At 72.8% G+C, this 23,565-nt stretch carries 25 protein-coding genes; 7 read left to right on the plus strand and 18 right to left on the minus strand.

Annotation, left to right across the window (positions count from 1 at the left end; genetic code table 11):
- Positions 1-36: 36 nt before the first annotated feature.
- The 3 genes from ureG to AB0E62_RS20700 all read left to right on the plus strand — a co-directional run bounded on the left by ureG (position 37) and on the right by AB0E62_RS20700 (position 3,216).
- Positions 37-714 carry an urease accessory protein UreG gene (ureG, locus tag AB0E62_RS20690; protein WP_362195460.1) on the plus strand — a complete coding sequence of 226 codons (678 nt, stop codon included), beginning with the start codon at positions 37-39 and terminating at the stop codon, positions 712-714.
- A complete protein-coding gene (locus tag AB0E62_RS20695; RefSeq protein WP_362195462.1) occupies positions 702-1,475 on the plus strand; it encodes an urease accessory protein UreD in 774 nt (257 codons plus the stop codon). The genes ureG and AB0E62_RS20695 overlap by 13 nt, the downstream gene beginning before the upstream one ends.
- 145 nt (positions 1,476-1,620) lie before the next feature.
- On the plus strand, positions 1,621-3,216 hold the full coding sequence (locus AB0E62_RS20700) for an alpha/beta hydrolase (protein ID WP_362195465.1): 1,596 nt from the start codon (positions 1,621-1,623) through the stop codon (positions 3,214-3,216).
- A gap of 51 nt (positions 3,217-3,267) precedes the next feature.
- Here the strand turns inward: AB0E62_RS20700 and AB0E62_RS20705 are convergent, their stop codons facing one another.
- Both AB0E62_RS20705 and AB0E62_RS20710 read right to left on the minus strand, forming a co-directional pair.
- Positions 3,268-4,290: an NAD-dependent epimerase/dehydratase family protein gene (locus tag AB0E62_RS20705; protein WP_362195468.1), complete on the minus strand. Its 1,023-nt coding sequence runs from the start codon at positions 4,288-4,290 to the stop codon at positions 3,268-3,270.
- Positions 4,291-4,348: 58 nt separating this feature from the next.
- On the minus strand, positions 4,349-5,062 hold the full coding sequence (locus tag AB0E62_RS20710; RefSeq protein ID WP_362195472.1) for a lysophospholipid acyltransferase family protein: 714 nt from the start codon (positions 5,060-5,062) through the stop codon (positions 4,349-4,351).
- A 230-nt stretch (positions 5,063-5,292) separates the two neighbouring features.
- Here AB0E62_RS20710 and AB0E62_RS20715 point away from each other — a divergent pair, with 230 nt between their 5' ends.
- Both AB0E62_RS20715 and AB0E62_RS20720 read left to right on the plus strand, forming a co-directional pair.
- The gene (locus AB0E62_RS20715) at positions 5,293-5,691 is read left to right on the plus strand and encodes a DUF6153 family protein (RefSeq protein WP_362195475.1); all 399 of its coding nucleotides are present in this window, start codon (positions 5,293-5,295) and stop codon (positions 5,689-5,691) included.
- Positions 5,692-5,786: 95 nt separating this feature from the next.
- Positions 5,787-6,431 carry a DUF305 domain-containing protein gene (locus tag AB0E62_RS20720; protein WP_362195478.1) on the plus strand — a complete coding sequence of 215 codons (645 nt, stop codon included), beginning with the start codon at positions 5,787-5,789 and terminating at the stop codon, positions 6,429-6,431.
- Positions 6,432-6,475: 44 nt separating this feature from the next.
- Here AB0E62_RS20720 and rocD read toward each other — a convergent pair whose 3' ends face one another.
- From rocD to AB0E62_RS20760, 8 genes are all read right to left on the minus strand, one after another.
- A complete protein-coding gene (gene rocD, locus AB0E62_RS20725; RefSeq protein WP_362195481.1) occupies positions 6,476-7,696 on the minus strand; it encodes an ornithine--oxo-acid transaminase in 1,221 nt (406 codons plus the stop codon).
- Positions 7,696-8,505, minus strand: coding sequence for a dimethylargininase (ddaH, locus tag AB0E62_RS20730; RefSeq protein ID WP_362195484.1), 810 nt, complete (start codon positions 8,503-8,505; stop codon positions 7,696-7,698). Before ddaH ends, rocD begins: the two co-directional genes overlap by 1 nt.
- Before the next feature lie 159 nt (positions 8,506-8,664).
- On the minus strand, positions 8,665-9,150 hold the full coding sequence (locus tag AB0E62_RS20735; RefSeq protein ID WP_362195487.1) for an Lrp/AsnC family transcriptional regulator: 486 nt from the start codon (positions 9,148-9,150) through the stop codon (positions 8,665-8,667).
- Between the two features lie 34 nt (positions 9,151-9,184).
- Positions 9,185-9,364 (minus strand): hypothetical protein, encoded by a 180-nt coding sequence (locus AB0E62_RS20740; RefSeq protein WP_362195802.1) that lies wholly within the window; start codon positions 9,362-9,364, stop codon positions 9,185-9,187.
- Positions 9,365-9,478: 114 nt separating this feature from the next.
- Positions 9,479-10,429 carry a cytochrome c oxidase assembly protein gene (locus tag AB0E62_RS20745; protein ID WP_362195490.1) on the minus strand — a complete coding sequence of 317 codons (951 nt, stop codon included), beginning with the start codon at positions 10,427-10,429 and terminating at the stop codon, positions 9,479-9,481.
- A gap of 120 nt (positions 10,430-10,549) precedes the next feature.
- Positions 10,550-11,575, minus strand: a complete 1,026-nt coding sequence (locus AB0E62_RS20750) for a 6-phosphofructokinase (RefSeq protein ID WP_362195493.1) — start codon at positions 11,573-11,575, stop codon at positions 10,550-10,552.
- Positions 11,576-11,798: 223 nt separating this feature from the next.
- Positions 11,799-12,527, minus strand: coding sequence for a glutamine amidotransferase (locus AB0E62_RS20755; RefSeq protein ID WP_362195496.1), 729 nt, complete (start codon positions 12,525-12,527; stop codon positions 11,799-11,801).
- A 23-nt stretch (positions 12,528-12,550) separates the two neighbouring features.
- Positions 12,551-13,789: a MurT ligase domain-containing protein gene (locus AB0E62_RS20760; protein ID WP_030775201.1), complete on the minus strand. Its 1,239-nt coding sequence runs from the start codon at positions 13,787-13,789 to the stop codon at positions 12,551-12,553.
- A gap of 153 nt (positions 13,790-13,942) precedes the next feature.
- On the opposite strand from AB0E62_RS20760, the gene def reads away from it, so the two are divergent.
- On the plus strand, positions 13,943-14,500 hold the full coding sequence (gene def / locus AB0E62_RS20765; RefSeq protein WP_362195499.1) for a peptide deformylase: 558 nt from the start codon (positions 13,943-13,945) through the stop codon (positions 14,498-14,500).
- Positions 14,501-14,514: 14 nt separating this feature from the next.
- On the opposite strand, the gene AB0E62_RS20770 is transcribed toward def, so the two are convergent.
- Entirely contained in the window at positions 14,515-15,159 is a 645-nt protein-coding gene (locus tag AB0E62_RS20770; RefSeq protein WP_362195502.1) for a TetR family transcriptional regulator, read from the minus strand.
- 166 nt (positions 15,160-15,325) lie between these two features.
- Between AB0E62_RS20770 and AB0E62_RS20775 the strand changes: the two genes are divergently transcribed.
- Positions 15,326-16,555: an acyl-CoA dehydrogenase family protein gene (locus AB0E62_RS20775; RefSeq protein WP_362195505.1), complete on the plus strand. Its 1,230-nt coding sequence runs from the start codon at positions 15,326-15,328 to the stop codon at positions 16,553-16,555.
- A 40-nt stretch (positions 16,556-16,595) separates the two neighbouring features.
- Here AB0E62_RS20775 and AB0E62_RS20780 read toward each other — a convergent pair whose 3' ends face one another.
- The 7 genes from AB0E62_RS20780 to AB0E62_RS20810 form a co-directional block, all read right to left on the minus strand.
- On the minus strand, positions 16,596-17,117 hold the full coding sequence (locus AB0E62_RS20780; RefSeq protein WP_362195508.1) for a cupin domain-containing protein: 522 nt from the start codon (positions 17,115-17,117) through the stop codon (positions 16,596-16,598).
- Between the two features lie 7 nt (positions 17,118-17,124).
- Positions 17,125-18,339, minus strand: coding sequence for a cytochrome P450 (locus AB0E62_RS20785; protein WP_362195511.1), 1,215 nt, complete (start codon positions 18,337-18,339; stop codon positions 17,125-17,127).
- Complete coding sequence (locus tag AB0E62_RS20790; protein ID WP_362195514.1) at positions 18,336-19,400, minus strand: type III polyketide synthase; 1,065 nt, start codon at positions 19,398-19,400, stop codon at positions 18,336-18,338. The genes AB0E62_RS20785 and AB0E62_RS20790 overlap by 4 nt, the downstream gene beginning before the upstream one ends.
- Positions 19,401-19,822: 422 nt before the next feature.
- Positions 19,823-20,056, minus strand: a complete 234-nt coding sequence (locus tag AB0E62_RS20795) for a DUF6213 family protein (protein ID WP_362195517.1) — start codon at positions 20,054-20,056, stop codon at positions 19,823-19,825.
- 26 nt (positions 20,057-20,082) lie between these two features.
- Positions 20,083-21,468: an NADP-dependent succinic semialdehyde dehydrogenase gene (locus AB0E62_RS20800; RefSeq protein WP_362195520.1), complete on the minus strand. Its 1,386-nt coding sequence runs from the start codon at positions 21,466-21,468 to the stop codon at positions 20,083-20,085.
- A 77-nt stretch (positions 21,469-21,545) separates the two neighbouring features.
- The gene (locus AB0E62_RS20805; protein WP_362195523.1) at positions 21,546-22,004 is read right to left on the minus strand and encodes an NUDIX domain-containing protein; all 459 of its coding nucleotides are present in this window, start codon (positions 22,002-22,004) and stop codon (positions 21,546-21,548) included.
- Between the two features lie 11 nt (positions 22,005-22,015).
- Positions 22,016-23,554: an ATP-dependent DNA ligase gene (locus tag AB0E62_RS20810; protein ID WP_362195526.1), complete on the minus strand. Its 1,539-nt coding sequence runs from the start codon at positions 23,552-23,554 to the stop codon at positions 22,016-22,018.
- Positions 23,555-23,565 lie beyond the last annotated feature (11 nt).

The following is a 23,565-nucleotide window of genomic DNA, read 5'->3' on the forward strand; positions in this document are numbered from 1 at the left end:
CCACCCGTACCAGGCCTCTCGCACAAGGAGCCGCCCATGCACCTCGACCACTCCCACGCCGCCCCCCGTGCCGTCAGCGCGGACGCCCACCGCCCGGACGGGTCCCGCCGCGCCCTGCGGATCGGGCTCGGCGGGCCCGTCGGATCCGGCAAGACCGCCACCGTCGCCGCCCTGTGCCGGGCCCTGCGCGACGAGTTGTCCCTCGCGGTCGTCACCAATGACATCTACACCCGCGAGGACGCCGAGTTCCTGCTCCGGGAGGCCGTGCTGCCGCCCGAGCGGATCACCGCCGTCGAGACGGGCGCCTGCCCGCACACCGCGATCCGCGACGACATCTCCGCCAACCTCGAAGCGGTGGAGGACCTGGAGGACGCGGTCGGCCCGCTGGACCTGATCCTCGTCGAGTCCGGCGGCGACAACCTCACCGCCACCTTCTCCAAGGGGCTCGTGGACGCCCAGGTCTTCGTGATCGACGTGGCCGGCGGCGACGACATCCCGCGCAAGGGCGGCCCCGGCGTCAGCACCGCCGACCTGCTCGTGATCAACAAGACCGACCTCGCCCCGTACGTCGGCTCCGACCTCGCCCGGATGGCCGCCGACGCCAAGGCACAGCGCGCCGAACTCCCGGTGGTCCTCCAGTCGTTGCGCGGCGAGACCGGCGTCGCCGACGTGGCCGCCTGGGTGCGGGAGCGGCTCGCCGCGTGGACGGCGTGACCGCCACCGGGGTCCGCGTCCGGGCCAGCGCCCACATCGTCGCCCGCGCCGACGGACGCGGTGGTACGGCCCTGCCCGTCCTGGACGGCGAGGGCCCGCTGGCGCCGCGCCGCACCCGGTCCACCGGACCCTGGGCGAAGGTCATGCTCGTCGGCGCGATGAGCGGCCCGCTGGGCGGCGACCGCTTCACCCTGGCCGCCCGGGTGGAGGAGGGCGCCCGGCTGCACGTCGGGTCGGCCGCCGCCACCCTCGCCCTGCCGGGCCAGGCCAAGGGGGAGGCGCGGTACGACGTACGGCTCGACGTGGCCGACGGTGCCGAACTGCACTGGCTGCCCGAGCAGTTGATCTCCGCCGGGGGCAGCGACCTGGCCGTCGTCACCCGGGCCGAACTCGGCGCCGGCGCCCGGCTCGTGCTGCGCGAGGAGCAGGTGCTGGGGCGGGCCGGGGAGCAGCCCGGGCGGCTCACCAGCCGGCTGACCGTACGGGTGGCGGGCCGGACCGTACTGGACCAGGAGCTCTCCTGCGGCCCCGGCGCGCCGGGCGGCTGGGACGGTCCCGCGGTGCTGGCGGGCCACCGGGCGGTGGGCCAGCTGGTCGTCGTACGGCCGGAGTTCGCGACGGACCCGCCGGCCGCGCGGATGCTGGGCGAGTACGCCGCGCTGGTCCCGCTCGCGGGCCCCGCGGCGCTGGTCAGCGCGGTGGCCCCGGACGCGCTGAGCCTGCGCCGGACCCTGGACCAGGTGCGGGCGGCCTTCGGCTGAGCGGCGCTCGACGCTTCGCTCAACGGGACATGATCATCCGGTTATCGGATTGGTAAAGATGCCCGGCAAACCCTGTCCCCCGCGCCCCCGCAGCCGAGAGGATCCCCGTCTGACCACTCGCATCGAGGTAGGGGGAGGGGCCCACGTGAGGGAAGCCAGACCGAAAAGCCGCCTGCTGGCGCTAGGTTCCGCCGGAGTACTCGTCACCGCCACCCTGATCGCCGGCGCCGTGTCGGCGCCCGTGGCCGGGGCCGCCTCCCGGCCCGCGCAGGACCGGGAGGCCAAGGGCGCCGAGACAGCCGCCGCCCGGGCCGCGAAGGCGGGCATCAAGTGGCAGGACTGCCCGGCCGACTGGGGGCTGGAGAAGCCCATCCAGTGCGGCTGGGTCAGCGTGCCGCTCGACTACGCCCACCCCAATGGCAAGCAGATCAAGCTCGCCGTGGACCGCATCGGCAACACCGGCACCAAGAAGGAGCGCCAGGGCGCGCTCGTCTACAACCCCGGCGGCCCCGGCGGCTCCGGCCTGCGCTTCCCGCGCCGGGTCACCACCAACAACCCCACCTGGGCGAACGTCGCCAAGGCCTACGACTTCGTCGGCTTCGACCCGCGCGGCGTCGGCCACTCCGCGCCCATCTCCTGCGTCGACCCCCAGGAGTTCGTCAAGGCGCCCAAGAAGGACCCGGTGCCGGACAGCGAGGCCGACAAGACCGCGCAACGCAAGCTGGCCCGCGCGTACGCCGAGGGCTGCGCCGAGCGCAGCGGCGCGATGCTGCCGCACATGACCACCCCCAACACCGCCCGCGACCTGGACGTCATCCGCGCCGCGCTGGGCGAGAAGAAGCTCAACTACCTGGGCGTCTCCTACGGCACCTACCTCGGCGCCGTCTACGGCACCCTCTTCCCGGGCCACGTGCGCCGCATGATCGTGGACAGCGTGGTCAACCCCTCCCGCGAGAAGATCTGGTACCAGGCCAACCTGGACCAGGACATCGCCTTCGAGGGCCGCTGGAAGGACTGGCAGGACTGGGTCGCCGCCAACGACGCGGCCTTCCACCTCGGCACCACCCGCGCCGCCGTCCAGGCCAAGTGGCTCCAGCTGCGCGCCACCGCGAAGAAGCACCCGATCGGCGGGGTCGTCGGCCCGGCCGAGCTGATCTCGTTCTTCCAGAGCGCGCCGTACTACGACTCCTCGTGGGTGCCGGTCGCCACGGTCTTCAGCAAGTACGTCGCCGGTGACACCCAGGCGCTGGTCGACGCCGCCGCCCCCGACCTGTCGGACACCGCGGGCAACATCGCCTCCGAGAACTCCAACGCCGTCTACACGGCCGTGGAGTGCGCCGACGCCAAGTGGCCCACCAGCTGGCAGAAGTGGAACCGGGACAACACCCGGCTCAACCAGAACTACCCCTTCCTGACCTGGTCCAACGCCTGGATGAACCTGCCGTGCGCCACGTGGGGCGCCAAGCAGCACACCCCGGTCGAGGTGAAGACCCACGCGGGCCTGCCGAAGGTACTGATCGTGCAGTCCACCCGGGACGCGGCCACCCCGTACGACGGCGCCGCCGAGCTGCACAAGCGCTTCAAGGGCTCCCGTCTGATCACCGAGAAGGACGCGGGCTCCCACGGCGTGACCGGTCTGGTCAACCCGTGCGTCAACCAGCGCGTCGACGCCTACCTCCTCAAGGGCGCGCTCGACGCCGAGGACGTGACCTGCGCCCCGCACGCCACGCCCAAGCCGTAACCGAACCACCACACCACCCAGGGGCGGCCGTACCTTCCGGCCGCCCCTCGGTCATGCCGCGTGCCAGGCGTCCTCCGCCGCGTAGTCGAACAGATCCGGATACGCCCGCGCGAGCAGCGGGAACGCCACCCGCCAGTCCCGCCCGCGCACCGTCTCGGCCAGCCACTCCACCGTCTCCGGCAGGCTCCGCGCGTACGACACCACCGGCCGGTACCCCAACTCCCGCTCCGCGGCGGACATGTCGCACACCAGCGGATGCGGCACCGACCACGGCGTGCGGCCCACCGAGCCCTCCGGCGGGCCGTCCAGATACACCGTCTCGGTCTCCGCCCCCATCACCGCGTCGACCGCGGCACCGATGCCGGCCGCCGTCGGCGCCTGCGGATCACAGGCGTTGAGCACCCGCGAACCCGGCCGGGCCGCCGCCAGCCGCACCAGCTCCGCGATGTTCCGCGTGCTCGACGGATGGAACCGGCTCCGGCCCCGGTACGCCAGCACCCGCCGCTTCCGGCCGTCCAGGTTCCGCTTGACGAAGTACAGCTCGCGCGGCAGCGGGCTGTACGGCCCGTGCACCGCGCCCGGGCGCAACACGGTGACCGGCAATGTCCCGTCGCCGCCGAGGAGTTCCCGTTCCAGAGCGGCCTTGCCGGTGCTGTAGGTGGCCTCGCCCGGCGCGACCGTCGGCTGGGTCTCGGGGACCGGCACCGGGTAGACCGGGAAGCCGTCCGGCTCGCCCTGGGTGTCGAAACCACGCCCGGCGCCGTCCTCGTACACGGACACGCTGGAGATCACCACCGCCGAGCCGATCCGGTCCGCGAGCGACGACAACTGCCGGGCGTGCGCGGCGTCATAGGCGACCACGTCGACCAGCAGCTCGCAGCCGTCGCCCACCAGCGCGGCCAGGGCGTCGCCGTCGGCGCGGTCCAGCCGGGCCGTGCGCACCCCCTCGTCCCAGCCCGCGTCCCGGCCCCCGCCGCGCGAGGCCGCCGTCACCGCCCAGCCGTCCCGGGCCAGCGCGTCCACCACCGGACGGCCGATCTGCCCGGTCGCCCCGATCACCACCGCTCTCCTCATCCGCTGAGCCTAGGCCCCCCGACCGCAACAGGCACCGGTCTTCTGCCGTCGGCAGAGGTCAGCCGAGCGGGGTGCGGCGCAAGCCGCGCTGCCGCGCGGACCGGCGCTCCTTGACGTCGGCCGCGTACTCGTCGACGTACTCCTGTCCGGACAGGGTGAGGATCGCGTGGACGATCTCGTCGGTGACCGCGCGCAGCACCGTCTTCTCGCGCTCCAGACCGGCGTAGCGGGAGAAGTCCAGGGGCTCGCCGAAGCGGATGGTCACCGGGCGGATCCTCGGTACGGTCCGCCCGGGCGGCTGGGCCTCGAACGTGCCGATCATGGCGCAGGGCACCACCGGCACCCCCGCCGTCAGCGCCAGCACGGCGACCCCGACCTTGCCCTTGTACAGCCTGCCGTCGTGCGACCGCGTGCCCTCCGGATAGATGCCGAGCAACTCGCCCCGGCGCAGCACCCCGAGGCCCTCGCGGATCGCCGCCCGCCCCGCCTCCTTCCCGGAACGGTCCACCGGGATCTGCCCGGCGCTGCGGAAGAAGAACGCGGTGAGCCGGCCCTTCAGCCCCGGACCGGTGAAGTACTCGGCCTTGGCGAGGAAGGTGACGCGGCGTTTCAGCACCGCCGGCATCAGAAAGTGGTCCGCGAACGACAGATGATTGCCCGCGATGATCGCCGGACCGGACGCCGGCACCTGCTCCAGCCCCTCGACCCGGGGCCGGAAGGCCAGTCTGAGCAACGGGCCCAGCAGCACGTACTTGAGGAGGTTGTAGAACACGGCTCGCCTCACTCCGTCAGGCCGGCGGCGGACCGGCGGCGGTGCGGCACACGGGCCGGACGGCCGGGCGCCCCCGGTCATCATCCGGTGCCCGGTCACCGGCGGCCAGTACCGCGTCACGCGTCGTACACCGCCCGGTTGCCCGCACACCGCCGAACCGAACCTGGGGCGCGCGGGCGCGTCGGCGGGCCTCGGCACGGCGCCGTCGTGCGCCCCCGTACGATGACCCCATGCGCACCACCGGACAGCACCCGCGGCGACCGCTCAGGCGGTACCGCGCGCTGTCCGTGCTGGCGCTGCTGACCGGTCTGCTGGGCATGCACGCCCTGGCGCCCGGCGGCGCCGCCGGGCACGCGGAGCACGCTCACACCGCGACCGTGGCGGCCGCGCTCGGCGCCGTCGACGACTGCGCGGGCGGCGACGGCCACTGCGGCGGCCACCGGCTGCACCACGCCGACCCCAGCTGCGCCTCGGGCGCCCTGGACGGCGGACCGCGCCTGCCCGCGCCGGCCCCCGACCCGGTGACCGGACCGGCACCGGCCCCCTGCCGGCCCGCCGCGTGGGCCACCGCCCCGGACGGCGCCCGCGCCCCGCCCGACCTGTCCGAACTCCAGCTCCTGCGGATCTAGAGGCCGCCCCGGCCGCACCCGTCCCGCCACCCGCGGGACCCGCGGCCGTGCCCACGCGTGCCCGAAATCCCCCCGGAACAGCAGGAGTTGCCCCCATGATCACCCGTACCCTGACGCGCCGTGCCGCCCTCGCCACGGCCGCCGTGACCTCCGCGCTCGTCCTCGCCGCCTGCGGCGGCAACAGCGACGACAACGGCGACGGCGGCACCGGCCACACCGGGCACACCGGGCACGGCGCCTCCGCCGGCTCCGCCACGCCGAGCGCGCCGGCCGGCGCGCACAACGCCCAGGACGTCGCCTTCGCCCAGGGCATGATCCCGCACCACCAGCAGGCCCTGGAGATGGCGGAACTCGCCGCCGACCGGGCCTCCTCGACGCGGGTGAAGGACCTCGCCGCGCGCATCGAGAAGGCACAGGGCCCGGAGATCCGCACCCTGACCGGCTGGCTGAAGACCTGGGGCGAACAGGCCCCGATGGCCGGCATGGACCACTCCGGTCACACCGGGATGTCCGGGATGATGAGCGACGCCGACATGGCCACCCTGAAGAAGGCCACCGGCAGGGACTTCGACAACCGGTTCCTGTCCCTGATGGTCGAGCACCACCAGGGCGCCGTCGAGATGGCCACCACCGAGAAGCGGAAGGGCCGCTCCAGCGACGCCAAGGCCATGGCGGACGCGATCATCACCGCGCAGGACGCCGAGATCAAGGAGATGAAGCGGCTCCTCGGCGCGAAGTGACGGGAGGCGGGGGCCGGTCGCGTCACCGGCCCCCGCCCGCCCCTCTATCGGGCCAGCACCTTCTCCAGCGCGCCCAGCGCCGACCGCAGCTCCTCCGCCGTGATGGTCAGCGGCGGCGCCAGCCGGATCGTGGCGCCGTGGGTGTCCTTGACCAGGACGCCCTCGCGCATCAGCCGCTCACTGATCTCCCGGCCGGTGCCGAGCGCCGGATCGACGTCCACCCCGGCCCACAGCCCCCGCGCCCGGAACCCGGTCACGCCCCTGCCGATCAGCTCCGTCAGGCCGTCCCGCAGGAGCACCCCCAGCTCGGCCGCCCGGCGCTGGAACTCACCCGTCTCCAGCAGCTCCACCACGGCCGTGCCGACCGCAGCGGCCAGCGGATTGCCGCCGAACGTCGACCCGTGCTCACCCGGACGCAGCACCCCCAGCACCTCCCGCCGGGCCACCACCGCCGACACCGGTACGATGCCGCCGCCCAGCGCCTTGCCGAGCAGCAGCACGTCCGGCACCACGTCCTCGTGCTCGACGGCGAGGGTACGGCCGGTGCGGCCGAGGCCCGACTGGATCTCGTCGGCGACGAACAGACAGCCCCTGCGGCGGGTCAGCTCGCGCACCCCCCTGAGATAGCCGTCGTCCGGGACGATCACGCCCGCCTCGCCCTGGATCGGTTCGATCAGCACGGCCGCCGTGGTGTCGTCGACCGCCGCCTCCAGCGCGGCCGGGTCGTTGTACGGCACGACCTTGAAGCCGGGCGTGAACGGGCCGAAGCCGGCGCGGGCCGTCTCGTCCGTGGAGAAGCCGACGATCGTGGTCGTACGGCCGTGGAAGTTCTCCGCCGCCACCACGATCGTCGCCCGGCCGTCAGGGACGCCCTTCACCTCGTACGCCCACTTGCGGGCCACCTTGATGGCGCTCTCCACCGCCTCCGCGCCCGTGTTCATCGGCAGCACCATGTCCAGCCCGGTCAGCGCCGCGAGCCGCTCGGCGAACCCGGCCAGCCGGTCGTTGTGGAAGGCGCGGGAGGTCAGGGTGAGCCGGTCGAGCTGGCGGTGGGCGGCCTCGATCAGCGCCGGGTGCCGGTGGCCGAAGTTGAGGGCCGAGTAACCGGCCAGCATGTCGAGGTAGCGGTTGCCCTCGACGTCCTCCACCCAGCTGCCCTCGGCCCGGGCCACGACCACGGGCAGCGGGTGGTAGTTGTGCGCGAGCACCGGCTCCTCCGCCCGGATCAGCTCGTCGGACGTACGGGGGCGCGCGGGTGCGGTCATCAGCGGATCTCCTGGGTGCAGCACTTGATGCCGCCGCCGGCCTTGTGCAGCTCGGACAGGTCGACGGGGACGGGGACGTAGCCGTGGCCGGCCAGACGGCCGGCCAGCGCCCCGGCCTGCGGGGCGATGAAGACGTGCCGGCCGTCGGACACGGAGTTCAGGCCGAACGCCAGCGCGTCCTCGCGGGTGGCGAGCACCGCGTCCGGGTACAGCCGCTGGAGCACCTCCCGGCTGCCCGGCGAGAACGCCTCCGGGTAGTAGCAGACGTTCTCGTCGTCGAGCACGAACAGCGCCGTGTCCAGGTGGTAGAAGTACGGATCCACCAGCCGCAGGCCGATCACCGGCCGGCCCAGGAACTCCTGCGCCTCCCGGTGCGCCCCGGGGGTGGTGCGGAACCCGGTGCCGGCGAGCACGTACCGGCCCGTCCACACCAGGTCGCCCTCGCCCTCGGCCACCGACTCGGGCCGGTACACGTCGTAGCCGGCCGCCTTGAACCAGGTGTCGTAGTGGTCCGACTCGGGGCGCCGCTCGGGGGCGTGGAAGAGGGAGCCGAAGACCCGGCCGCCGACCACGCAGGCCGCGTTGGCGGCGAACACCATGTCCGGCAGGCCGGCGACCGGCTCGACGCGGTCGACGGTGTGGTCGTGATCCTCGTAGGCGCGGACCAGCGACCGCCACTGCCGGCGGGCCAGGCCCACGTCGACGGGCCGGCCGGGACGCATCCAGGGGTTGATCGCGTACTGGACGGCGAAGTGTCTGGGTTCGCAGACGAGAAAACGCCGGGGACGCGGCACACGACGTGCGGTCACAGAGGGTTCCCTCCGCTTTCCTGTGTGTCACTGAGGGGTGACACCACGGTAGAAAGGGAGGAAGACGGACGACAAGCGCGAAAGGCTGCGCAACTGCGCAGCATCGCTGCGTTCTCACGGGGGCGCACGCACGAAGCAAGCGCGCGCCCCGCCGTTCGGTCACTCCGGTGCCGCGTGGGTGGCGCCCGCCTCCGGGCTCTCCGGCAGCAGGTGCGACAGCACCATCACGCTGATCGTCTTGCGGATGAACGGCTCGGCGCGGATCCGCTCCAGCACCTCCTCGAAGTGCTCCACGTCCCGGGCCCGCACATGCAGCAGCGCGTCGGCGCCGCCGGTCACCGTCATGGCCGCCGCGATCTCCGGATGGTTGCGGACCACCTCCGCCAGCCGCCGGGGCGGGGCCGCGCCCTCGCAGTACACCTCGACGTACGCCTCCGTGCGCCAGCCCAGCGCGGCCGGTCTGACCGTCGCCGTGAACCCGGTGATCACCCCGGTCTCCCGCAGCCGGTCCACCCGCCGCTTGACCGCCGTGGCGGACAGACCGACGTCCGCGCCGATCTCGGCGAAACTCGTGCGGGCGTTCGCCATGAGGGCGGTGATGATCCGGCGGTCCAGCTCGTCGAACGCCGGTGTCCTGCTGTTCATGCGGGCACTGTAGCCAGCGCCCGCGCGCCGTCGCTCAGGACCGGGTGACGACCACGGCCAGGGTCAGCAGCCCCAGCACCACCCAGCCGAACCACAGCCAGCCGTTGCTGCCGAGCGCGACCGTGTACGCGGTCACGAGGACCAGCGCGCCGGCCGTGAGCGCCCCCATCGCCTTGGTGGAACCGTTCGTGGAGCCGTTCATGGAACCGCGCATCGCGACACCCTCCTCGTGGTCCGTCCCCGACCCATGGTGCCCCGGTTCCGGCCCGAGCGGGATACGCCGACGGGCCGGAGCCCGTCGGCTCCGGCCCGCGCGGGACACTCCGGCTCAGCCCTTGCGGGCGCTCAGCGAGGCCAGATAGGCGTTGTACGCCTCCAGCTCCTTGTCACCGTCCCGGTCGGCGGCCCGGTCCTGGCGCTTGGCCTGCCGCTGCTCGGAGCGGTACCACTGGAACAGCAGCGCGATCAGCACCAGCACCGACGGGACCTCGCTGAACGCCCAGGCGATGCCGCCCGCCGCGCTCTGGTCGGACAGCGCGTCGATGCCCAGCGAGGCCGGCGGGTGCTCGAAGGTGTCCACCATCGGGGACGACGCCATCATCAGCGCGATACCGAAGAACGCGTGGAACGGCATGCCCGCGAACAGCTCCAGCATCCGCATCAGATGACCCGGCCGGTGCGGACCGGGGTCCACGCCGATGATGGGCCAGAAGAACACCACGCCGACCGCGAGGAAGTGCACCATCATCGCGATGTGCCCGGCCATCGAGCCCATCAGGAAGTCGAACAGCGGGGTGAAGTACAGGGCGTAGAGGCTGGCGATGAACAGCGGGATGGTGAACGCCGGGTGCGTGATGACCCGCATGTACCGGCTGTGCAGCAGCATCAGCAGCAGTTCGCGCGGGCCCTTGCGGCCCTTCCCGGCGGCCGGCAGCGCGCGCAGCGCCAGCGTCACCGGGGCGCCGAGCAGGATCAGGATCGGCGACAGCATGCTGATCACCATGTGCTGCACCATGTGCACGCTGAACATGACCATGCCGTAGTCGTTCAGCTTGGTGCACATCACCAGCGCGATGGTGAGCACCCCGACGGCATAGGAGACGGTACGGCTCACCGGCCAGGCGTCCCCGCGCCGCCGCAGCCGCACGACACCCCATCCGTACAGAGCGAGTCCGGCCACGCAGGCGACGAGGAAGAACGGCTCCGCCGACCACTGAAGCCCCCGCCCCAGCGTGAACGGCGGCAGATCCATGGTCATGCCGTGCCCGCTGTGATCCATCCGCCGGCTCCTGTTTCGTGGGGGTTGTGCGAGTTGTCCGCCCCAAGACTAGAACCGCCCCCGGTCGCGGCCGCGACCGGGGGCGGATTGTTCTCCCCTGAACGAAAAGACGCCCGCCGGCTACAGAACGCACTCCGCCTCGGCGTACCGCTCCGCGGGAACCGTCTTCAGCGTCTCCACGGCCTCGGCCAACGGCACCATGACGATGTCGGTCCCGCGCAGCGCGGTCATCGCGCCGAACTCGCCCCGGTGCACCGCCTCCACCGCGTGCCAGCCGAACCGCGTGGCCAGCACCCTGTCGTACGCCGTGGGCGTCCCGCCCCGCTGCACATGCCCGAGGATCACCGGCCGGGCCTCCTTGCCGAGCCGCTGCTCCAGCTCGACCGACAGCTGCCGGGCGATGCCCGCGAAGCGCTCGTGGCCGTAGACGTCCTTGCCGCCCTCGTCGAAGTCCATGGTGCCGGGGCGCGGTTTGGCACCCTCCGCGGCGACCACGATGGCGAACCGCTTGCCCGCCGCGAACCGCTCGCCGACCTTCCGCGTCAGCTCCTCGATGTCGAAGGGCCGCTCGGGCACGACGACGGCGTGGGCACCGGCGGCCATGCCGGAGTGCAGCGCGATCCAGCCGGTGTGCCGGCCCATGACCTCCACGATGAGCACCCGCTGGTGGGACTCGGCGGTGGTCTTCAGCCGGTCCAGGGCCTCGGTCGCCACGGTCACCGCGGTGTCGAAGCCGAAGGTGACGTCGGTGACCGCGATGTCGTTGTCGATGGTCTTGGGCACGCCGACGATGGGCAGCCCGTTGTCCGAGAGCAGCCGGGCCGCCTTCAGGGTGCCCTCGCCGCCGATCGGGATGATCGCGTCCAGGCCCAGCTCCGCGACATGGCCCCGGGCCCGCTCCACCCCGTCCCGCAGGTGCTCCGGACGGACCCGGGAGGAGCCGAGGATGGTGCCGCCGCGGGCCAGGATGCCGGCCACGGCGTCCAGGTCGAGCTTGCGGTAGTCGCACTCCAGGAGGCCTTTCCAGCCGTCCCGGAAACCGATGACCTCGTCGCCGTGGTCGACGACGGCACGGTGCACGACGGACCGGATGACGGCATTCAGACCGGGGCAGTCGCCGCCGGACGTGAGGACACCAATGCGCATAGCCCGAATTACCTTCTCAACGTGGGCCGGGTGACCGGACCACGTTGTCCGGCGGATTCCCGGTCACCCTACCGGCGTGCGGGGGTGACTCCACAGCGGGCGTCCGCCTGCTGGACGCGCCCGCACATGTGAGCGGACGAGCCGTCAGGCGGGCACGCCGGGAGCCTGCCGGACCACGCTGACATCCCGGCGAAGGGACGGGTGCGACGCGAGCCGCAGCCGGTCACGCGGGCTGCTGGGCCGCCGCGATGCGCTCGTTGCGCAGCGCGTCGTACCAGCGGTCGTCGATCGGCGGCAGCGCGTTGACGTCGAGCGCCAGCTTCAGCAGCAGGTCGGCGATCAGCGGGTTGCGGGCGAGGACCGGCCCGTGCATGTACGTGCCGAAGACGGTCCCGTTGTACGCGCCCTCCGTGCCGTCGCCGGTGCCGTTGCCCTTGCCGATCGTCACCCGGGCGAACGGGCGGGCGGTGGGGCCGAGGTGGGTGACGCCCTGGTGGTTCTCGAAGCCGGTCAGCTGGGGCAGCCCGAGCTGCGGGTCGATGTCCGCGAGGACGTCGCCGACGCACCGCTCGCCCTCGCCGCGCACCGACACCACGTCGAGCAGGCCGAGACCCGGCTCGCGCTGGCCGAGGTCGTTGATGAACTCGTGCCCCAGGATCTGGTAGCCCGCACACACCGAGAACACGATCGCGCCGTTCTCCACCGCGCGGTGCAGATGCCCGTCCCGGCGCAGCCGCTCGGCCGCGAGCCGCTGCGGACGGTCCTCGCCGCCGCCGATGAGATAGATGTCACCGGAGGTCGGGATCGGCTGGTCGCTGCGCACGTCGAGCCGGGCCACGTCCAGGCCGCGCTGCCGGGCCCGGCGCTCCACGACGAGGGCGTTGCCCTGGTCGCCGTAGGTGCTCAGCAGGTCCGGGTAGATCCACACCAGCCGCAGTTGGTTGTCGCTCATGAGGTTGGTCGCCCCTTCGAAGATCAGTTGCCGACGCGGCGGCGCAGGTCCTGGAACGCGGTGTAGTTCGCGATGACCTCGATCCGGCCCGGCGGGCACATCTGCACGGCCTGGTCGAGGTTGTCGCAGACCTGGAAGTGCTGGTTCGCGACCTCCAGGCGGACGGCGAGGTCCAGCTTCCGGTCGCCGATGACGAAGATCGGGTGGCCGGTCAGCCGGGTGTAGTCGACGTCCCACAGCCAGGAGGTGTCGGTGCCGTCGGCCCCGCGCGCGTTCACCGACAGGATCACCGGCGCCGGCGGCGGGTCGATCAGGGAGAACGTCTCCAGCCAGCCGGCCGGGTTCTTGGCCAGCAGCAGCCTGAGGTCCCGGTTCTGGAACTGCACCACGTCGTACCGGCCGGCCACCGCCTGCACCTGGTACATCCGCTCCAGGGCGACCTGCGGCGGCACCCCGAAGACCGCGGCGACGGCCGCGGAGGACGCGGCGTTGGCCTTGTTGGCGCGGCCCGGCAGCTGGAGGTGGATGGGCCAGGCGGACCCGTGCGGGTCCAGCACGTGGTCGCCGGACAGCGCCCAGGTCGGGGTGGGCCGGCGGAAGCCGCACTCGCCGCAGAACCAGTCGTCGCCGGGGCGCTGCATCACACCGCCGCACGACGGGCACGACCAGGCGTCGTCCTTCCACATCTGGCCGGCCGCCACCCAGACCACGTTCGGCGAGGAGGACGCGGCCCACACCACCAGCGGGTCGTCGCAGTTGGCGACGACGACCGCCTTGGAGCCGGCCAGGCCCTCGCGCCAGTTCTCGGCGAGCATCCGGGTCTCGGCCGCGCGGTCCAGCTGGTCCCGGGAGAGGTTCAGCAGGGCGATGCACTTGGGGTCGGTGTCCCGGGCCACACCGGCCAGGTACTTCTCGTCGACCTCGATGACGCCGAACTTGGCGTCCGAACCGCCCGCGAGGGCGGAGGTGATGCCGGCCGGCATGTTGGCGCCGAGCGCGTTCGACACGACCGGGCCCGCGGCGCGCAGCGCCTCGGCGATCAGCCGGGTGGTGGTGGTCTTGCCGTTGGTCGCCGACACCAGGACGACGTCCAGGTTCTGGGCGAGCCGTCCGAGCAGGTCGGGGTCGAGTTTCAGCGCGACCCGGCCACCGATCACCGACCCGCTGCCGCGCCCCGCGGCGCGCGATGCCGCAGCGACCGCCTTGCCCGCGGTCACGGCCAGCTTGGCCCGCGGCGAGAGCGGGTCCGAGTTGCCTGCCATCAGTTCTCGATCCTCCTTGCGTACGCGCCGCGCCTGGGGCCATCCGGCAGCGTGGTGGGACCCTCAGCCTATCGAGATCCGTTCACACACCCGAATTCCGGCCCACGCCTTCGCGCGGCGGGCATGAGCTGAAGGAACCGTACCCTTGCCGCCATGCGACACGGTTCCATTCCGGGCGCCCGCGGGCGCGTCCGGCCCCTCACCCTGCTCGGCGACGCGGCGCTGCGCGAGCCCTGCCGGGACGTCACCGACTTCGGCCCCTCCCTCGCGGCCCTCGTGGAGGACCTGTTCGCCACGATGTACGCGGCCGGCGGGGTCGGGCTGGCGGCGAATCAAGTGGGCGTGCCCTTGCGGGTGTTCGTCTACGACTGCCCCGACGACGAGGACGTGCGCCACCTGGGCCATGTGGTGAACCCACGGCTGGTGGAGGCGGACGGTGTGGTGGTCCGGGGACCGGAGGGCTGTCTCTCGCTGCCGGGTCTGGAAGCGGGCACCGAGCGCTACGACCACGCGGTGCTCGAGGGCCGGACGGTGACCGGGGAGCCCGTCACCGTGCACGGAACCGGCTTCTTCGCCCGGTGCCTGCAGCACGAGTACGACCACCTGGCGGGCGAGATCTACGCCGACCGTCTGACGGGATGGCGCCACCGCAGGCTGATGCGTCAGGTCTCCCGCGCCTCCTGGCACCGGGGGAGCGGTACGGGCCGCTAGAGCGGGGCCGGGTGTCAGAACCCGGGGCCGCCCAGCCGGTCCCCGGCGGCGGCCAGCCGTCCCCACAGCAGGTCGGCGAGGGAGCGCACCAGGTCGGCCCGGGAGCAGGGACGTTCCCCCAGCCACCAGTCCCCGGCCGCGTGCATCATGCCGACGATCCCGTGGCCCCACACCCGGGCCAGTTGCCGGCTCTCCGGTCCGAGGTCCACCCGCTCCTCGATGACCTGGGCCAGTTCCTCGCCCATCCGCCGCAGCAGCGGCACGGAGTGCTTGCCGGTGTCGAAGCCGTGCTCCCCGCCGGCGCTGCCCTCGGCCGGGTGCATCAGGAACCGGTACACCTGGGGCCGCGCCTCGATGGCGGCGAGGTAGGTGTCCAGGGTGGACTCGACCCGCTCGCGCCGGCCGGCCGGCGCGTCCAGCGCCGCCCGCAGGGAGGCCAGCAGGGCGTCGGTGTGCCGCTTGGCCAGGGCCGCGTAGAGCCCGCCCTTGTCGCCGAAGTGCCGGTACAGGATCGGTTTGGTGATCCCCGCTTCCGCCGCGATCGCGTTCATCGACGCCTGCGGGCCGTCGCGCAGCACCACCCGGTCGGCGGCCTCCAGCAGCTCGCGCCGTCGGCGGTCGGCGGACCGCTGCTGGTCGGTCCGCTGTGTGGTGTCCATGTGCTCTCCCCACCCGTGCCTGATTCGGTGACGCCTGCGCAAACTAACACTGACGGCGCCCCTGGCATCGAACGGGAGGCCGAGCGGCCTCGGCGGTTGACAATCCTACCGGCCGGTAACAGACTCTCGTTACCGTTAGTAACATCGCACCGCCGCTGGAGGGGACATGGCCGAGTTCACCATGGAGCTGAACGACGAGCAGAAGGAAGTCCGGGACTGGCTCCATGGCTTCGCCGCGGACGTGATCCGCCCGGCGGCGGCCGAGTGGGACGAGCGCGAGGAGACGCCCTGGCCCGTCATCCAGGAGGCCGCGAAGGTCGGCATCTACTCCCTCGATTTCTACGCGCAGCAGTACTTCGACCCCACCGGCCTCGGCATCCCGATGACGATGGAGGAGCTGTTCTGGGGCGACGCGGGCATCGCCCTGTCCATCGTGGGCACCGGACTCGCCGCCGTCGGCGTCCTCGCCAACGGCACCGACGAGCAGATCGGCACCTGGATCCCGCAGATGTACGGCGACCAGAACGACGTCAAGGTCGCCGCGTTCTGCTCCTCCGAACCCGACGCCGGCTCCGACGTGGCCTCCATGCGCACCCGCGCCGTCTACGACGAGGCCAAGGACGAGTGGGTGATCAACGGCACGAAGACCTGGGCGACCAACGGCGGCATCGCCAATGTGCACGTGGTCGTCGCCGTCGTCGACCCGGAGCTGGGCTCCAAGGGCCACGCCTCCTTCATCGTCCCGCCCGGCACCCCCGGCCTCACCCAGGGACAGAAGTTCAAGAAGCACGGCATCCGCGCCTCGCACACCGCCGAGGTCGTCCTGGACGACGTCCGGGTGCCCGGCTCCTGCCTGCTCGGCGGCAAGGAGAAGCTGGACGAGCGGCTGGCACGGGCCCGGGAGAAGGCGAAGGCGGCGGGCGGCGAGCGCGTCAAGAACGCGGCGATGGCCACGTTCGAGGCGTCCCGGCCGGCCGTCGGCGCCATGGCCGTCGGCACCGCCCGGGCCGCCTACGAGGTCGCCCTCGACTACGCGAAGACCCGTGAGCAGTTCGGGCGGCCGATCATCGACAACCAGGGCGTGGCCTTCCAGCTCGCGGACATGCGCACGCGGATCGACGCGGCGCGGCTGCTGGTGTGGCGGGCCTCCTGGATGGCCGTCAACGGCAAGCCGTTCACCGCGGCCGAGGGGTCCATGTCCAAGCTGTACGCGAGCGAGACCGCGAAGAAGGTCACCGCGCAGGCCGTCCAGATCCTGGGCGGCAACGGCTACACCCGGGAGTACCCGGTGGAGCGGATGCACCGGGACGCCGCGATCTACACCATCTTCGAGGGGACGAGCGAGATCCAGCGGCTGGTCATCGCCCGGACGCTGTCGGGGATGCCGATCCGCTAGCCCCCGGGCGGAGCCGCACACCGTGTACGGCTCCGCCCGCTCACCGGTGCTTCAGCGGCGTCAGCTGCTCGATGTCGTACTTCGCCCGCAACGCCTCGATCGCCTCCTGGTCCGGCGGGCCCCCGCCGGCCAGGATCTCGAGGAGTTCCTCGAAGTAGCGTTCGTGGTCCGGCGGGGGAGAGGCCTGGAAGAACACCTTCGCCGGGGTGTCCGTCGGGTTGGCGAAGGCGTGCGGGCAGCCCGGCGGTACGACGATGACCGTGCCCGGCGTGGCGCGCACCACCCGGTTGCCCGAACGCGACTGCCACTTCTGCCAGTTGTCGGGGGTACGGATGCGCGGCTCGAAGGCCAGGACGTCCAGCTCGCCTTCGAGGACGTAGAACAACTCCTCGCTGCGCGTGTGCACATGGGCGCCCACGTCGAAGCCGGGCGGCACCTCCACCTCGAAGGTGGAGGCCATCCGTGAATGGGTGCCGGTGACCTTGAACGTCACCCGCTGCGCCGGGGTCTCGACGACACGGCCGTGCCCCGGTGGTACGTACAGTCCCTCGGTCTCGGTCATGGGCGGCTCACCACGTCACCGGAAGGGCCTCGGGCCCACGGATCAACGCGCCCTTCCTGAAGGGCACTTGCTCCGGCGGCACGGCCAGTCTGAGGCCCGGTACCCGGTCCAGCAGGGCGTCCGTCAGCAGCTCCTCCTCCATCCGGGCCAGGATGCCGCCGGGACAGTAGTGCGGGCCGAAGCCGAAGGCCGCGTGCGGGTTGGGGCTGCGGGAGAAGTCGAGGGCGCCGGGGTCGGGGAAGACCTCGGGGTCGCGGTTGGCGGCCAGGTAGGACACGTAGACCGCGTCGCCCGCGCGGATGCGCACCCCGCCGATGTCCACGTCCTCCAGGGCGACGCGGGACAGCCCGACCGCGTTGCGGTGCGGGATGTAGCGCAGGAGTTCGTCGATCGCCCGGGGCCGGGTCCAGGGCTCCGCGCGGAGCCGTTCCAGCAGGTCCGGGCGGGTCAGCAGCAGGTAGAAGAGTTGCCCGCTGTTGCTGGTGACCGCCTCGCCGCCGATCTGCAGGAGCACGGCGAGGCCGACGGCCTGGTCCAGCGTGATCTCCCGGCGGCGCACTGCGGCGCCCAGCAGGGAGGCGACGTCCTCGCCGGTACCGTCCTCGTGCCGCCCGATCAGCTCGGCGAAGTACGCCGCCATCTCCCGCTTCGCCCGCTCGCTGACCCGCTTGCCGTGCGAGGAGGAGAGGATCAGCTCGGTCCAGGTGTGCAGGGCGTGCCGGTCGCCGGCCGGGACGCCCATCAGCTCGCAGATCACCGCGATCGGGAACGGCCCGAGCACCGCGCTGGTCAGGTCCGCGGGCGGGCCGCCGCGCAGCAGCTCGTCGACCAGCTCCGCCAGCAGGGCGCGCGCCGTCTCCCGGACCCGCTCCACGCCCTTGGCGGTGAACGCGGCGGCCACCGAGCGGCGCAGCCGGGTGTGTTCCGGCGGATCGAGGAAGCCGACCGCGCCCGGTTCCGGGATGAAGTGCGGGGCCAGCCGGGTGACCTGCTTGGCCCGGACCGCCGCACGGCTGAAGCGGGGGTCGCCCGCCACCCTGCGCACGTCCTCGTACCGGGTGACCAGCCAGGCCCAGCCCTCGCCGTGCGGCAGCCGGACCCGGGTGACCGGGCCCTCCGCCATCAGATCGGCCAGCACCGGGTCGAACTCGGTCCCCGGCAGGTCGAGCGCCGGCCAGTGCCGCACCGGGGGCAGGGTCTCGGGGAGCGCCGTCGCGGTCACCGCCCGGCTCCGTTCCCGTCGGCCCAGCGGCCGACCGTCATCTCGGCGGTGATTCCGGGCCCGAACCCGGCGAGCAGCCCGCGCGCCCGGTCCTCGGCGCCGCCCTCGTCGAACAGCCGGCGCAGCGCGTCCAGGACGACGGCGCTGGCGATGTTGCCGTACTCGGTGAGCGTCGCCCGGCTGAACCGGAACGCGTGCGGGTCGACCTCCAGGAAGGTGCTGAGGTCGTCGAGTATGCGCGGACCGCCCGCGTGGATGATGTAGAAGTCCAGGTCGGACGCGTCCCAGCCGTGTGTGCCGGCCAGGTCCCGAAGGGCCGGGGCGAGCGGCTCCATGGTCGTCGGCACCCGCTTGTCCAGCAGGAAGTGGAAGCCGGTCGCGCGCACGTCGTAGGCGATCCAGTCCTCGGTCTTCGGGATCAGATAGGAGCCGTTGCGCTCCAGCCTGACTCCCCGGCCGCCGCGCCCGCGGACCACCGCGGCGGCGATGCCGTCGCCGAACAGCCCGTTGGAGAGCAGCGAGCCGACGCCGAGGTCGGTGGGCTGGTAGCACAGCGAGCAGAACTCGCAGGCCACGATGAGGGCGTTGGCGTGCGGGTAGGCCGAGCAGAAGTCGTGCGCCCGGTTGATCGCCGCACCGCCGGCCGCGCAGCCCAGCTGGGCGATGGGGAGCTGGCGGGTGGTGCTGTCGAAGTCCATCTCGTTGATCAGCCACGCCGTGAGCGAGGGCATCATGAAGCCCGTGCACGACACGTAGATGATCACGTCGATGTCGCTGGTGAGCAGTTCCGCGTCGTCCAGCGCGCGCTGGATCACCGCGGGGACCCGGGCCTTCGCCTCCGCCTCGTAGAGCTTGTTGCGCTCCTCGAAGCCCGGGTGTTTCAGGGTCTCCTCGATGGGCTGGACGATGTGCCGCGTCTTCACGCCGGTGTTCTCGATCAGCCTGAGGGCCAGTGGCAGTTGTGGGTGGTCGGCGTGGCGGGAGCGCGCCAGCTCCAGCGTCTCCTCCATCGTGATCACGTACTCCGGGACCGACACCGAGGGCTTGCACAAGGTCGCCATGAACCGTCCCTGCTTTCCGCGTTCCGGGGGCCTTCGCCCGCCGGTCAGAAGGTGGGTTCGCCTCTGTGGGCGCTCCACCCACCGTCACCCGGGAGGGCGATGATCTCCCGTTGGATTACTCCGAACCGGGGACCCGGGGGTCCGGCCCGCGGGGCGATTCATGCGGCTGGACGAGGGAAAACGGCAGGCCGGGCGTTACGTCCGGGCGTCGGTGGCCGCGGGGGCGGCGGGCCTGGCGGGGGCGGCTGGACTGCCGGTGACCGGGGGCCGGGCGGGTGCGCCGTGCGGGAGGGCGGGCACCGCCGGATCGCCGGGGCCGGGCACCCGATGGGCCGTGGCGGGACGGCCGGACCGCCTGCGGCCCGGGGAATCCGGCGGGGCGGCGGGTACGGCCTGTGCGGGGGACGGCTGGTCGGTCCGGCCTACTGCGCCCCGCTGCTGTGCGCGATGCACGCGACGTCGATCCGGTCCGCCAGCTTGGCCAGCTCGATGGTCAGCGCGGCCACGGTGTCCTCGTCGAGCCCCTGCTCACCCGCCTCGACCAGATGCAGCCACCGCGCGCCCACGGTCCGCAACAACTTACTCACGTCGGCCGCGGAGACCTGCAAGGCCCCGCGGTCGTCGACGATCAGAGGCAGGGTCACTTCGCGGTTCACAGAACGGGATGGTAGCCGCGCGGCCCTCACGCACCCTGCCAAACCGTGGTGATGTTGCAGAACTCCCGGATTCCGTGCCCGGACAGCTCACGCCCGTACCCCGAGCGCTTCACCCCGCCGAACGGGAACGCCGGATGGGAGGCGGTCATCCCGTTCACGTACACCGAACCGGCCTCCAGGTCCCGGGCGAACCGCTCGACCTCGTTCTCGTCGCGCGTCCACACGTTCGAACTCAGGCCGAACGGCGAGTCGTTGGCGATGAGCACGGCCTCGTCCAGGTCGTCCGCCCGGTACAGCGTGGCGACCGGTCCGAACGCCTCCTCGCGGTGGATGCGCATCTCCCGCCGGATGCCGGACAGTACGGTCGGCGGGTAGTACCAGCCGGGCCCGTCCGGCCGTTCGCCGCCGCACAGCACCGTCGCCCCGCCGCGCCGGGCGTCGTCGACCAGTTCCTCCAGGTCGGCCCGGCCCCGCTCGCTGGCGAGCGGCCCGACCTCGGTGTCCTCCGCCAGCGGGTCGCCGGTCTTCAGGGCCCGCATGCCCGCGACGAACCTCTCGGCGAACGCGTCGTACACGTCGCTGTGCACGATGAACCGCTTGGCGGCGATGCAGGACTGCCCGTTGTTCTGCACCCGCGCGGTCACCGCGACCTCGGCCGCGCGGTCGAGGTCGGCGGAGGGCATCACGACGTACGGGTCGCTGCCGCCCAGCTCCAGCACCGTCTTCTTGATCATCTCCCCGGCGGTGGAGGCGACCGCCCGGCCCGCCGGTTCGCTGCCGGTCAGGGTGGCCGCCCTGACCCGCTCGTCGCGCAGGATGTCGTCCACCGCGCCGGAGCCGATCAGCAGCGTCTGGAAGCAGCCCGCGGGGAAACCCGCCCGGTGGAACAGGTCCTCCAGGTACAGGGCCGTCTGCGGCACGTTGGAGGCGTGCTTGAGCAGGCCCACGTTGCCCGCCATCAGGGCGGGCGCCGCGAACCGGACCACCTGCCACAGCGGGAAGTTCCACGGCATCACGGCGAGCACCGGGCCGAGCGGGCGGTAGCGCACCCGCACCCGGGAGGCGCCCGAGTCGCGCACGTCCTCCTCGGCGGGTTCCTCGTCGGCCAGCAGCCGTTCGGCGTGCTCGGCGTACCAGCGCATCGCCTTCGCGCACTTCGCCGCCTCCGCGCGGGCCTGCCGGACGGGCTTGCCCATCTCCGTGGTGACGACCCGGCCGATCTCCGGCTGGTCCTCGTCGAGCAGATCGGCGGCCCGGTGCAGCAGCCGGGCGCGCTCGGCGAACGAGGTCGTCCGGTAGGTGCGGAACGTGGCCTCGGCCAGTTCCAGCCGGCGTTCCAGCTCGTCCTCGTCCATGGGCTCGTACGTCTTGAGCGTCTCGCCGTTCGCCGGGTTCACCGTCGCGATGGGCATGACCGACCTCCCTGGGAGCGGGCTTGTCTCGACCTTCGCGCGCGGCCCGGCAAGCCGCAACGCGACAGGTCCTCCGGTCAGCCCGAGTGCTCCGCCAGCCGGTCGAGAAACGCGGCCTGCGCCGTGACGATCACCGCACGCGCCCGGTCCGGGGCGAACCAGGCCACCCGGTCCAGCTCCGGGAACTCCTGGAGCCGGCCGGAGCGCGGCGGCCACTCCAGGGTGAACGTGCCCGGGGCGATCGTCTCCGGGTCGAGGTCCGCCTCCACCGCCCAGGCCGTGACGATCTTGCCGTTGCGCTGGATGACCTCGCCCAGCGGTACGGCCGGCCCGTCCGGCGGCGCCACCCCCAGTTCCTCCCGGAACTCCCGCCGGGCCGCGTCCCAGGCCGGCTCCGCCGGGTCGTACTCGCCCTTGGGCACGGTCCAGGCGCCCGCGTCCTTCTTCGCCCACAGCGGGCCGCCCATATGGCCGAGCAACACCTGAAGGCCCTGCTCGGTGTGCCGGAACAACAGTAGTCCCGCGCTGCGCCTCACCGGCCGTACCGTCACGGCGCCACCTCCGGATGGGCCGCCAGCAGGTCCTGAACGGTATCGGCCTCCTCGGGGCGCTTGTCCTCGCGGTAGCGGACCACGCGGGCGAAGCGCAGGGTGACACCGGCCGGGTAGCGGGTGGAGCGCTGGAGACCGTCGTAGGCGATCTCCACGACGAGTTCGGGGCGCACCCGGACCACCCCGCCGTCGTCCTCGACCGCCAGTTCTCGCAGCCGCCCGGTCTGCCAGGCGAGCATCGCGTCCGTCATGCCCTTGAAGGTCTTGCCGAGCATCGCGAAGCCGCCGTCCGGGGTGCGGGCGCCGAGATGGAGGTTGGACAGCCGGCCGGTGCGCCGGCCGTGGCCCCACTCGGCGGCCAGCACCACCAGGTCCAGGGTGTGCACGGGCTTGACCTTCAGCCAGGACGCGCCGCGCCGGCCCGCGCTGTACGGCGCGTCGAGCCCCTTGACCACCACGCCCTCGTGCCCCCGGGCCAGGGTGTCGGCGAGGAACCGTTCCGCCTCCGGGACGTCCCCGGGCCCCTCGACCAGCGTGCGCCGCACCCGCATCGGCTCGGGCACCAGCCGGGCCAGTTCCGCGTGCCGCTCGGCGAACGGCAGGTCGAGCAGGTCGCGGCCGTCCACCGCGAGGGCGTCGAAGAAGACGGGTGAGACCGGGACCTCCTGTGCCGCCCGCGCCACGTCGGTCCGGGAGCCCACCCGGCCCGCCGTCTCCTGGAAGGAGCGGGGCCGCCCGGCCGCGTCGAAGGAGATCACCTCCCCGTCCAGGATGAACCGCTCGCCCGGCAACGCCCGTACGACGGCCGTGACTTCGGGCAGCCGGCCGGTGATGTCGTCCAGGGTGCGGGTGTGGATCCGCACCCGTTCGCCGTCCCGGTGCACCTGGACCCGGATACCGTCCAGCTTCTCCTCCACCGCGCACGCGCCCAGCTTCTCCACCGCCTCCGCGACCGACGACGCGCTGTGCGCCAGCATCGGCAGCACCGGGCGGCCCACCGTGAGCCGGAACCGCTCCAGCGCCGCCGGCCCCTCGCCGAGCAGTGCCTCGGCCACCGTCTGGAGCGATCCGGCGAGCATCACGGCCCGCCGTACGTCCGCCGGGTCCGCTTCCGTCGCCTGGGCCAGGCCCTCCACCGCGACCGCGTCCAGGGCGCCCTGGCGGACCTCGCCGGTGAGCAGGCCGAGCAGGAAGCGCTGCTCGGCCTCGGTGGCCGCGCCCATCAGCTCGCCGACGATCCGGATCCGCTCCGCCTGGGCGCCGGGCCCGGCCACCGCGCCCAGCTCGCCGAGCCGGGCGTCGACCTCGCGCACGGTGAGCGTCGGCTCGGCGGCCGGCGCAACCGGGCGGCCCAGCACCTTCCAGCCGACCCCGAGCCGGCCCTGCGGCAGCCGTCCGGCCAGATAGGGGATGACCACCGGCACGTCCTCCGCCCCGGCCTCCCGGAACAACTGCGCGAGCAGCGCGGTCTTGCGGGACCGCGCCGCCGTCGCGGCGACCTCCCGGGACACCTCGGCCAGCCGGGTCAGCAGCATGTCCCCAGAGT

This window comes from Streptomyces sp. NPDC038707 (assembly GCF_040636485.1).
Taxonomy (GTDB): domain Bacteria; phylum Actinomycetota; class Actinomycetes; order Streptomycetales; family Streptomycetaceae; genus Streptomyces.

Bases quoted from the DNA above. Each gene is read 5' to 3' on its own strand.
- ureG (WP_362195460.1), top strand. From the start codon at position 37: ATGCACCTCGACCACTCCCACGCCGCCCCCCGTGCCGTCAGCGCGGAC.
- AB0E62_RS20705 (WP_362195468.1), bottom strand. From the start codon at position 4,290: ATGAGGAGAGCGGTGGTGATCGGGGCGACCGGGCAGATCGGCCGTCCG.
- AB0E62_RS20715 (WP_362195475.1), top strand. From the start codon at position 5,293: ATGCGCACCACCGGACAGCACCCGCGGCGACCGCTCAGGCGGTACCGC.
- AB0E62_RS20720 (WP_362195478.1), top strand. From the start codon at position 5,787: ATGATCACCCGTACCCTGACGCGCCGTGCCGCCCTCGCCACGGCCGCC.
- rocD (WP_362195481.1), bottom strand. From the start codon at position 7,696: ATGACCGCACCCGCGCGCCCCCGTACGTCCGACGAGCTGATCCGGGCG.
- AB0E62_RS20735 (WP_362195487.1), bottom strand. From the start codon at position 9,150: ATGAACAGCAGGACACCGGCGTTCGACGAGCTGGACCGCCGGATCATC.
- AB0E62_RS20740 (WP_362195802.1), bottom strand. From the start codon at position 9,364: ATGCGCGGTTCCATGAACGGCTCCACGAACGGTTCCACCAAGGCGATG.
- AB0E62_RS20745 (WP_362195490.1), bottom strand. From the start codon at position 10,429: ATGGATCACAGCGGGCACGGCATGACCATGGATCTGCCGCCGTTCACG.
- AB0E62_RS20750 (WP_362195493.1), bottom strand. From the start codon at position 11,575: ATGCGCATTGGTGTCCTCACGTCCGGCGGCGACTGCCCCGGTCTGAAT.
- AB0E62_RS20755 (WP_362195496.1), bottom strand. From the start codon at position 12,527: ATGAGCGACAACCAACTGCGGCTGGTGTGGATCTACCCGGACCTGCTG.
- AB0E62_RS20760 (WP_030775201.1), bottom strand. From the start codon at position 13,789: ATGGCAGGCAACTCGGACCCGCTCTCGCCGCGGGCCAAGCTGGCCGTG.
- def (WP_362195499.1), top strand. From the start codon at position 13,943: ATGCGACACGGTTCCATTCCGGGCGCCCGCGGGCGCGTCCGGCCCCTC.
- AB0E62_RS20770 (WP_362195502.1), bottom strand. From the start codon at position 15,159: ATGGACACCACACAGCGGACCGACCAGCAGCGGTCCGCCGACCGCCGA.
- AB0E62_RS20775 (WP_362195505.1), top strand. From the start codon at position 15,326: ATGGCCGAGTTCACCATGGAGCTGAACGACGAGCAGAAGGAAGTCCGG.
- AB0E62_RS20780 (WP_362195508.1), bottom strand. From the start codon at position 17,117: ATGACCGAGACCGAGGGACTGTACGTACCACCGGGGCACGGCCGTGTC.
- AB0E62_RS20790 (WP_362195514.1), bottom strand. From the start codon at position 19,400: ATGGCGACCTTGTGCAAGCCCTCGGTGTCGGTCCCGGAGTACGTGATC.
- AB0E62_RS20800 (WP_362195520.1), bottom strand. From the start codon at position 21,468: ATGCCCATCGCGACGGTGAACCCGGCGAACGGCGAGACGCTCAAGACG.
- AB0E62_RS20810 (WP_362195526.1), bottom strand. From the start codon at position 23,554: ATGCTGCTGACCCGGCTGGCCGAGGTGTCCCGGGAGGTCGCCGCGACG.